Raw genomic sequence first — 9,471 nt, 5'->3', positions numbered from 1 at the left:
TTATAGCTGATAGCTGATAGCTGATTATTTAGTGAAGAATACGAGCTCTAATTGTGCCCTCAACGGCACTAAGTTCTTTTAGTGCTACTTCAGATTGAACGGTATCTACGTCAATAACCACGTAACCAATCGCTTCATCCGTTTGTAAGTACTGCGCGGCAATATTAATACCGTGCTGAGCAAACGCTTGGTTAATTTGCGTTAGCACGCCAGGGCGGTTGTGATGCACGTGTAACAAGCGGCTACGGTTGGCAAGTTCTGGCAATGATACTTCAGGGAAGTTAACTGCAGTAATGGTTGAGCCATTATCTGAGTACTTAGCGAGTTTACCTGCTACTTCAATACCAATGTTTTCCTGTGCTTCTTGAGTAGAACCCCCAATGTGCGGCGTTAAAATAACGTTGTCGAATTCACGTAGTGGCGAAATAAACTCTTCATCGTTTGATTTAGGCTCAACTGGGAATACATCAATGGCTGCACCGCTAAGTTTCTTCTCTGTTAGTGCTTCAGCTAGGGCGTCAATGTCAACCACAGTACCGCGAGAAGCATTAATTAAAATAGACCCTTGCTTCATCACTGCAAGCTCTGCTGTACCAATTAGGTTTTTAGTTTGCGGTGTCTCTGGAACATGTAAGCTAATAATATCAGCGCGTTGCAACAGCTGCGTTAAGTTATGTACTTGTGTAGCATTACCTAAAGATAGTTTGTCTTCAATATCGTAATACTCCACGTTCATACCAATATTTTCAGCCATAATACCCAGCTGAGTACCAATGTGACCGTAACCAATAATACCTAAGGTTTTGCCGCGTGCTTCAAACGAGCCATTAGCTGTTTTTAACCAGCCGCCACGATGGGCAGCGGCATTACGCTGTGGAATACCACGTAATAACAGCAATATTTCACCAAGTACAAGCTCAGCTACAGAGCGAGTATTTGAAAACGGTGCATTAAATACCGCAATACCACGCTCACGCGCTGCGTTTAAATCTACTTGGTTTGTGCCAATACAAAAACAACCTACAGCAACTAGCTTTTCAGCTGCGTTTAATACAGATTCGTTAATATGAGTACGAGAACGAAGCCCTACAAAGTGCACATCTTTAATGCGCTCTATAAGTTCGTCCTCTGGCAACGATGTTTTAACGTAGTCAATATTGCTATAACCGTTACGTTTTAGCGTTTCAACAGCGCTTTGGTGAACACCTTCAAGCAAGAGAATTTTAATTTTGTCTTTTGCTAACGATACCTTACTCATAACCATATCCTATTTAATTTGTGGCCCATTTTTAGTGCCGATAATTACTTTATCAGCACCGCGCTCTGCAAATAGGCCGTTGGTGACTACGCCAACAATTTGATTTATTTGTGTTTCAAGCTGTTTAGCATGGGTAATTTTTAAATTATGTACATCTAAAATAACGTTGCCGTTATCGGTTACTACACCTTGGCGATAAACTGGGTCACCACCTAGTTTTAATAATTCACGGGCAACGTAGCTACGTGCCATCGGAATAACTTCAACCGGAAGAGGGAAGTCTCCTAAGGTATCGACTAGTTTTGTATCATCAACAATACATACAAACTGTTTTGCTACAGCTGCCACTATTTTTTCGCGGGTAAGCGCCGCACCGCCGCCTTTGATCATTTCATTTAAGGCGTTAATTTCATCTGCGCCATCAACGTATACATCAAGTGCTGCTACATCGTTAAGCTCAAACACTTCTATGCCAAGCTCTTTTAAGCGCGCTGTAGATGCTTCTGAACTTGATACTGCACCAACGATGGTGTCTTTAACTGTGCCTAGGGCATCAATAAAGTGATTAACGGTTGAGCCTGTACCTACACCTACTATGGTGTTTTCTTTTACAAACTCGAGTGCAGCCCACGCAGCTGCTTTTTTTAATTCATCTTGTGTCATTGTTGTCTGCTCATTGGTGTCAAAATAGGCTGTTAGTTTACAAGGTTAGTTGTTACCAACAGTAGGTTTTATCGGGTGTTATGATCGTTTTTAGTGGTACATCCCACGATTCAATCGGTAACTCATCGACTTGTTGGCACGCATGTGCGAGGCCAATAAGTTGCGGTTGTTGCCAGTGTTGTTCGTATAAACGTGCCAATGTTCTATCGTAAAACCCACCTCCCATTCCAAGGCGATTACCAAATTTATCAAATGCCACTAATGGCATTAGAACGTAATCAAGCTCAGGTAAGGGGCATATTTGAGAGCAGTTCAACTTAGGCTCCAAGATACCATAGCGATTTGCTCTCATGGGTGAGTTTTTTTCATAGCGTTGAAATAGTAAATTAGCCCCATTAAATGGATGAATTACGGGCAAGTAAATAGCTTGGTCAGTGTTCCATAATTCATTAATTAACAATGAGGTATCTAATTCTCCATCATTACTTAAATAAAGCGCGATATGACTTTTTTTGGCCGAATTTATGCTTTTTAAGTGTTGAATAAAATTCACTTTAAGCGATTCGGCGGCTAATTCTTGCTGTTTTTTTGATAGGTTATTACGTGCTTTACGAATATCGTGTCTTATTTGTGCGCGATTATTACTCATTAAATAACTTAACCGTAATTAAAAAGAGAATAAATTAGGAAATAATAAGTACATAGCAAGTACAATAAGCAATATTACGGCTGTAGAAATCAGCGAATATAAAACAAGGTTGCCGCGTTTTTTGGGCTCAGTAGAGAGGGGCTCATCAAGCATTAAATCGTCATCTTCCCATACTTCATTATTTTCATCAGGTAATGATAATTCAACTTCAGGGAGGCGTTGCTCAATATCTTCTAGTTTTTCTTCAAGGCGAATTAGGCTACTGGTAATGTAATCTAGGGCGTCAAATAAGCGCTGATCTCGCTGGCTGTCGTAAGCTGTTTGAGGTGCCGTTTGTGTAGCCGCAGCTTGCTGAAGTTTGCTTTTAATCCCCAGCGTTGAAAGTAACTTAGCTTGCTTGAGTGCTTTATCTTTGGGGCAAGGGGCAAATAACGGTTTGCCATCAAAAAAAGCAGCCACTTTTTCTGGCGAGGTTTTCAGCTTTTCTGTCAGTGCAGTGGTCACTGCTTGGCTGTCTGCACCTTCTGCAAGTCCTACAAATATAACACGAAAATTGTCGGCCATTTTTTATCCCTAATACGCTTTATTGTATAAGCAGAGTATATACCTAAAATGTTAAACAGTTCGAGACTGTTTTACGACTAACTTAGTACACATAGCAAAACGGCCCTAAAAAGGGCCGTTTAAATATTAGCTAAGTGGCTTATAGACCAGCTGCTGCGCGAAGTGCGTCTGCTTTATCTGTGCGTTCCCATGGGAATTCGTCACGACCAAAGTGGCCGTAAGCCGCTGTTGGAAGATAAATAGGGCGCTCAAGGTCAAGCATTTGAATTAGACCGTAAGGGCGTAAGTCAAAGTGTTCACGAATAAGTTCAATTAAACGCGCTTCTTCTAATTTACCTGTGCCAAATGTTTCAACACTGATAGAAGTAGGCTCTGCAACACCAATAGCGTAAGACACTTGAAGTTCACACTTATCAGCAAGGCCTGCAGCAACAATGTTTTTAGCAACGTAACGTGCAGCATAAGCCGCTGAGCGGTCAACTTTTGATGGATCTTTACCAGAGAAAGCACCACCACCGTGACGAGCCATGCCACCGTATGTATCTACAATGATTTTACGACCAGTTAAACCACAGTCACCCATTGGGCCACCAATAACAAAACGACCCGTTGGGTTAATGAAAAATTTAGTTGCGCTAGTAATAAGCTCAGCAGGAAGTACTGGCTTAATAATTGTTTCCATTACCGCTTCTACTAAGTCATTTTGCGATACATCTTCGCTATGCTGAGTAGAAAGTACAACGGCATCAATACCTACTGGCTTGCCATTTTCGTATGCAAATGTAACTTGTGATTTTGCATCTGGACGTAACCAGTTAAGCTCGCCGCTTTTACGAACCTCAGCTTGACGCTGCACTAAACGGTGAGAATAAGTAATTGGAGCAGGCATTAACACTTCAGTTTCGTTACATGCGTAACCAAACATTAAGCCTTGGTCGCCAGCGCCTTGCTCTTCAGGGCTTGTACGGTCAACACCTTGGTTAATGTCTGGAGACTGTTTACCAATAGTGTTTAAAATTGCACACGAATCGGCATCAAAGCCCATATCTGAGTGTGTGTAACCAATTTCACGTACTGTTTTACGTGTAATTTCTTCGATATCAACCCATGCGCTAGTAGTGATTTCACCACCAACCATAACCATACCGGTTTTAACGTAAGTTTCACACGCTACACGGGCATGAGAGTCTTGCTCTAGGATAGCATCAAGTACCGCATCAGAAATTTGATCGGCGATTTTATCCGGATGACCTTCAGAAACAGATTCAGAAGTAAATAAATGTTTTGCCATTGTAATTATGCTCACAAATATTGCGCTTCACAAACGTCGGTATTAGCGCTAAAAAATTAAGGCGCGTATTTTATCTAAAACAAGTGAACTTGCATAGTTTTTTTACGCCTAGACGTCTAAATAAAATATATAATAGTAAAAGGTTCTTAAAAAATATTCATAATGTCCTATTTTTATGGGTTTTTAATTGCACACAGCCCCTACAATAAGTAAGAATGGAGGTATATAAATACCCGCGCAAATACATATAAAGGTAGGAGAATTCATGCCATCTCGCAAAGAACTTGCAAATGCTATTCGCGTCTTGTCAATGGACGCAGTACAAAAGGCCAAATCTGGTCACCCTGGAGCCCCTATGGGCATGGCTGATATCGCAGAAGTATTATGGCGCGATTATCTAAAACATAACCCAACAAATCCAGAGTGGGCTGACCGAGATCGATTTATACTCTCAAATGGTCACGGTTCAATGCTAATTTATTCTCTATTGCATTTAAGTGGTTATGATTTACCACTGGACGAAATTAAAAACTTCCGCCAAATGCACTCTAAAACACCAGGCCACCCAGAATATGGATACGCGCCAGGAATTGAGACCACTACGGGTCCATTAGGTCAAGGGATCACAAATGCCGTAGGTATGGCAATTGCTGAAAAAGCATTAGCCGCTCAATTTAACCGTGAAGGCCATGACATTGTTGATCACCACACTTACGCATTTATGGGTGATGGTTGTTTAATGGAAGGTATTTCTCATGAAGCCTGTTCGCTTGCTGGCACATTAGGCCTAGGCAAGTTAGTGGCATTTTGGGATGACAACGGCATTTCAATCGACGGTGAAGTTGAAGGCTGGTTTAGCGATGACACACCAGCACGTTTTAAAGCATACGGCTGGCATGTAATTAGCGACGTTGATGGCCACGACAGCGATGCTGTAAGTGCTGCAATTAGCGAAGCCAAAAGCGTGACCGACAAACCAACGCTAATTTGTTGTAAAACAGTAATTGGATATGGCTCACCTAATAAATCAGGTAGCCACGACTGTCATGGCGCACCACTAGGTGATGACGAAATTAAAGCATCTCGTGAGTTCTTAGGTTGGACGGGTGATGCATTTGAAATCCCTGCTGACATTTACGCACAGTGGGATAACAAAGAAAAAGGCCAACAGCTTGAAGCAAGCTGGGATGAGAAATTTGCCGCATACGAGCAAGCATTCCCAGAGCTAGCAGCAGAATACAAACGCCGTACAAATTCAGATTTACCTGCTGATTGGGCTGAAAAGTCACAAGCGTATATTGAGCAGTTACAAGCGAACCCAGCAAATCCAGCATCGCGTAAGGCATCACAAAATGCATTAAACGCATTTGGTCCGTTACTACCTGAGTTTATGGGTGGCTCTGCCGATTTAGCAGGTTCAAACTTAACAATTTGGGATGGCTCTAAAGGCTTAACGGCAGACGATGCAAGTGGTAACTACGTTTACTACGGTGTGCGTGAGTTTGGTATGTCGGCCATTATGAACGGTATTGCACTTCATAAGGGCTTTATCCCTTACGGTGCAACGTTCTTAATGTTTATGGAATACGCACGCAATGCGGTTCGTATGGCTGCATTAATGAAGCAACCAAGCATTTTTGTATACACGCACGATTCAATTGGTTTAGGTGAAGATGGTCCAACTCACCAACCAGTAGAGCAAATTGCCAGCATGCGTTTAACGCCTAACCTTTACAACTGGCGCCCATGTGACCAAGTTGAGTCGGCAATTGCATGGCAACAAGCTATTGAACGTAAAGACGGTCCTACATCATTAATCTTTACTCGCCAAGGCTTAGAGCAACAAGCACGTGATGCACAGCAATTAAGCGACGTTAAAAAGGGTGGTTACATCCTAAGTTGTGACGGCAACCCAGAGCTTATTCTTATTGCTACCGGCTCTGAAGTACAACTAGCGCAAGACTCTGCGAAAGAGCTACGTGCGCAGGGTAAAAAGGTACGTGTTGTATCTATGCCGTGTACTGATGCGTTTGAAGATCAATCGCCTGAGTACAAAGAAAGCGTATTACCAGCAAGCGTTTCACGTCGCGTAGCGATTGAAGCGGGTATTGCTGATTACTGGTACAAGTACGTAGGTCTAAATGGCGCCGTAGTCGGTATGACCACCTTTGGCGAGTCGGCACCAGCTAACGAGCTATTTGAATTCTTCGGCTTTACCGTAGAAAACATCGTTAACAAAGCTAACGCATTGTTTTAAGCGACTGCTTTAACATTTAAAAGCCCGCGCTGTGTATAACAGGGCGGGCTTTTTTATGAGTTGTACTTTTATCACTGCCTCTAAAGCGCAGTGTTTCTAGCCCTCTTTTTGCATAAATCATTAAAAATTTATTTGAACACAGAGAAGTAAATGAGAAGAAAATGAGGCAATACAAAACCTAAATTACAAAGTCAATTCTGCTGTTTGATCACTTCTCTAAAGCGTAGCGTCTCATAGTCCTCTTTGTGCACAAATCATTAAAAGACCTGTTCGAAAAGTTTAGCCCGTTGCTCAAAGCCTATTTTCCATAAAGTCTTTCATTTTTAACCTTTTGGCTTCTAAATGAGTAATTTTCACAGCACTTAACTTGCAAGGTTTTTGTGTATCAGGCACTGTGGAGGTAACAAAATTATAAATTAATAACAGGAGTTAACATGCCAAAGTTCGATAACGTTAGTGTGGTTAAAAAAGCCAATGTATATTTTGATGGCAAAGTATCAAGCCGAACTGTGCTTTTAGGAAATGGTGAAGCGAAAACCTTGGGTTTTATGCAACCCGGTGAATTTGAGTTTAATACTAACCAAAAAGAGTGTATGGAGTTGTTAGCAGGGCAGTGGGATGTGTTATTACCAGGTGAAAGCGAGTGGAAAACATTTAATGCGGGTGAGTCATTTAATGTTGATGCTAATGTCAGCTTCCATGTAAAAGTAAGTGATTTTGCTGATTATTGCTGTTCATACACAGATTAATTACATGAATGGTTAAATTATCAGCACCTCTGAAAAGCCGCTATCACGCGGCTTTTTGCATACTTAATGCTAAATGAATGATCTAAATCAGGTGGGGTAATAAATAATTGCTAAATTTAGCTATTTTCTCTTGTGTTAATTCGTTTAGCCCCCAATACTAACTGTGAGGTAACATAAAAAAGGATACCCTATGAAAATTAATCTTTCTGGTCACCATGTTGACGTTACTGATTCTATTAAAGAACACATTAACGAAAAGTTTTCTAAAATTGAGAGTCATTTTCCATCATTGATAGCGCTCGACATTATTCTTTCAAAAGAGCATCACAAGTTCCAAGCAGAAATTAGTACAAATTATGAAGGTGCGCGAATATCAGTTAAAGGGGAAAACGAGGTTATGTACCCAGCCATTTCTAGCGCAGCTAAAAAACTCGATGCTGCACTAAAGCATCGTAAAGGGCAAATAAAAGCAAACTTACATGAAAAGCCTGTAAGTACCACACCTGAAATAGCACACGAAATCATCCAAGAGATGGATTTAAATTAATAACTAACAATGCTTTATTTTTAAAAAGAGCCTAAGGGCTCTTTTTTATTGTCTGTAAATTAGGTAAGTTATGCATTCACACAGTTTATTAATGATTAAAATTAATAATAAAAGCACATAACACACCAAATTTGAGAAGTTAATGCAGTACACACAAAGCACATGGAAGTCTAGGTTAGGGGCGCTCGGCCCGGGTATTTTAATGGCCACCGCTGCCATTGGTGGCTCACACTTAGTTGCATCGACCCAAGCTGGCGCATTATTTGGCTGGCAGCTATTTTGGCTTATTGTGGTGGTTAACGTTTTAAAGTACCCGTTTTTTCGTTTTGGTATGGAGTACACACTCGCTACTAAAAATAGTTTAGTCGAAGGATATAAAAACCAAGGGCCTGGCTATTTTTACAGTTTTATTGCCCTCAATATTATTGCCGCTGTGGTAAATACCGCGGGCGTATTGTTGCTTACGGCGAGCTTATTACACTACGCATTACCTATTAGTATTCCTGTTACCTTATTGTGCTGGTTAATATTGGCTGTGTGTTTAATTATATTATTACTAGGGCACTTTAAAGCGCTCGATAACGTTGCAAAAGCTATTATGGGGCTACTTACTATAGCAACCATAACCGCATTAGTTATTGCTATAAATAACGGCCCTGTAGCTCCTGTAAACTATGTTGGCCCCTCACCATATGAACTTGCCATGTTAGGCTTTATGGTTGCCTTAATGGGCTGGATGCCAGCGCCTATTGAAATTTCGGCTCTGAGCTCGTTGTGGCTTAAAGAAAAACAAGCTCAGCAAAGTGTGACTAAAAGCCAAGGCTTATTCGACTTTAATGTAGGTTATTGGTTAACCGCCGGGCTTGCGCTGGTATTTTTTAGTTTAGGTGCGTTAGTGCAATATGGGCAAAGCAGTAATATAGAGCTTGGCGGTGTCGTCTTTGCTAAACAGCTGATTGATATGTACGCATTGACTATTGGCGAGTGGGCAAGGCCTTTGGTATCTGCTATCGCGTTTTTGTGTATGTTTGGCACCACACTCACCGTGCTTGACGGTTACGCCCGAACACTTAACGAATCGCATAAACTTCTTGGTTTTAAGCAATCAAAACACAGCTTAAATACGTGGCTTATATTACAAGCATTGGCTGGTATGGCGGTGATCTTATTTTTTAAATCAGCTCTTGGGCCCATGCTTACCTTTGCCATGACGCTTGCGTTTGTAACTACACCCGTTTTTGCATGGCTTAACTTCAGCCTAGTTCGCTCAGAGCCTGCGATTAAACACAGTCTACTTTTGCGTGGCTTAACCTGGTTAGGCTTGGTGTACTTGGTTGGTTTTGCTGTGGCGTTTGTTGTGTGGAAGTTGATGTGATTTTATATTCGAGGTTCGAGGTTCGAGATGAAAGGAACAAATCAAACAACCTCTGCATAAATGTCGTTTGTTGTAGACCGTGATAGGCTACGGTGGGCGAGAATTGGCCTGTCAAAAG

General features: G+C 41.4%; 9 protein-coding genes. 4 read left to right on the top strand and 5 right to left on the bottom strand.

Annotated elements, in window-relative coordinates; translation table 11 throughout:
- Positions 1-28: 28 nt before the first annotated feature.
- From serA to metK, 5 genes are all read right to left on the bottom strand, one after another.
- Entirely contained in the window at positions 29-1,258 is a 1,230-nt protein-coding gene (serA, locus tag CWB76_RS17770) for a phosphoglycerate dehydrogenase (RefSeq protein ID WP_055013065.1), read from the bottom strand.
- 9 nt (positions 1,259-1,267) lie between these two features.
- Positions 1,268-1,921 carry a ribose-5-phosphate isomerase RpiA gene (gene rpiA / locus CWB76_RS17765; protein WP_138609384.1) on the bottom strand — a complete coding sequence of 218 codons (654 nt, stop codon included), beginning with the start codon at positions 1,919-1,921 and terminating at the stop codon, positions 1,268-1,270.
- Between the two features lie 52 nt (positions 1,922-1,973).
- Positions 1,974-2,570: a 5-formyltetrahydrofolate cyclo-ligase gene (locus CWB76_RS17760; protein WP_138609382.1), complete on the bottom strand. Its 597-nt coding sequence runs from the start codon at positions 2,568-2,570 to the stop codon at positions 1,974-1,976.
- 18 nt (positions 2,571-2,588) lie between these two features.
- Positions 2,589-3,134, bottom strand: coding sequence for a hypothetical protein (locus CWB76_RS17755; protein ID WP_075169738.1), 546 nt, complete (start codon positions 3,132-3,134; stop codon positions 2,589-2,591).
- A 139-nt stretch (positions 3,135-3,273) separates the two neighbouring features.
- The gene (gene metK / locus CWB76_RS17750; protein WP_008110316.1) at positions 3,274-4,425 is read right to left on the bottom strand and encodes a methionine adenosyltransferase; all 1,152 of its coding nucleotides are present in this window, start codon (positions 4,423-4,425) and stop codon (positions 3,274-3,276) included.
- A gap of 265 nt (positions 4,426-4,690) precedes the next feature.
- Between metK and tkt the strand changes: the two genes are divergently transcribed.
- The 4 genes from tkt to CWB76_RS17730 all read left to right on the top strand — a co-directional run bounded on the left by tkt (position 4,691) and on the right by CWB76_RS17730 (position 9,353).
- A complete protein-coding gene (tkt, locus tag CWB76_RS17745; RefSeq protein WP_010387727.1) occupies positions 4,691-6,682 on the top strand; it encodes a transketolase in 1,992 nt (663 codons plus the stop codon).
- Positions 6,683-7,116: 434 nt separating this feature from the next.
- Entirely contained in the window at positions 7,117-7,431 is a 315-nt protein-coding gene (gene ppnP / locus CWB76_RS17740) for a pyrimidine/purine nucleoside phosphorylase (protein WP_010387728.1), read from the top strand.
- Between the two features lie 190 nt (positions 7,432-7,621).
- Positions 7,622-7,978: a ribosome hibernation-promoting factor, HPF/YfiA family gene (gene hpf, locus CWB76_RS17735; RefSeq protein WP_008110321.1), complete on the top strand. Its 357-nt coding sequence runs from the start codon at positions 7,622-7,624 to the stop codon at positions 7,976-7,978.
- Between the two features lie 142 nt (positions 7,979-8,120).
- Positions 8,121-9,353: an NRAMP family divalent metal transporter gene (locus CWB76_RS17730; protein ID WP_138609380.1), complete on the top strand. Its 1,233-nt coding sequence runs from the start codon at positions 8,121-8,123 to the stop codon at positions 9,351-9,353.
- The last annotated feature ends 118 nt before the right edge of the window (positions 9,354-9,471 follow it).

It is taken from the genome of Pseudoalteromonas sp. S1609 (genome assembly GCF_005887255.1).
Lineage (GTDB): Bacteria > Pseudomonadota > Gammaproteobacteria > Enterobacterales > Alteromonadaceae > Pseudoalteromonas.
The sequence above is the reverse complement of the archived record's forward strand: the minus strand, read 5'-3'. Positions and strand labels throughout refer to the sequence as shown.

What these genes read in the sequence shown, in the direction of transcription:
- hpf (WP_008110321.1), top strand. Translation starts at nt 7,622, where the DNA reads ATGAAAATTAATCTTTCTGGTCACCATGTTGACGTTACTGATTCTATT.
- serA (WP_055013065.1), bottom strand. Translation starts at nt 1,258, where the DNA reads ATGAGTAAGGTATCGTTAGCAAAAGACAAAATTAAAATTCTCTTGCTT.
- ppnP (WP_010387728.1), top strand. Translation starts at nt 7,117, where the DNA reads ATGCCAAAGTTCGATAACGTTAGTGTGGTTAAAAAAGCCAATGTATAT.
- CWB76_RS17730 (WP_138609380.1), top strand. Translation starts at nt 8,121, where the DNA reads ATGCAGTACACACAAAGCACATGGAAGTCTAGGTTAGGGGCGCTCGGC.
- CWB76_RS17760 (WP_138609382.1), bottom strand. Translation starts at nt 2,570, where the DNA reads ATGAGTAATAATCGCGCACAAATAAGACACGATATTCGTAAAGCACGT.
- metK (WP_008110316.1), bottom strand. Translation starts at nt 4,425, where the DNA reads ATGGCAAAACATTTATTTACTTCTGAATCTGTTTCTGAAGGTCATCCG.
- CWB76_RS17755 (WP_075169738.1), bottom strand. Translation starts at nt 3,134, where the DNA reads ATGGCCGACAATTTTCGTGTTATATTTGTAGGACTTGCAGAAGGTGCA.
- rpiA (WP_138609384.1), bottom strand. Translation starts at nt 1,921, where the DNA reads ATGACACAAGATGAATTAAAAAAAGCAGCTGCGTGGGCTGCACTCGAG.
- tkt (WP_010387727.1), top strand. Translation starts at nt 4,691, where the DNA reads ATGCCATCTCGCAAAGAACTTGCAAATGCTATTCGCGTCTTGTCAATG.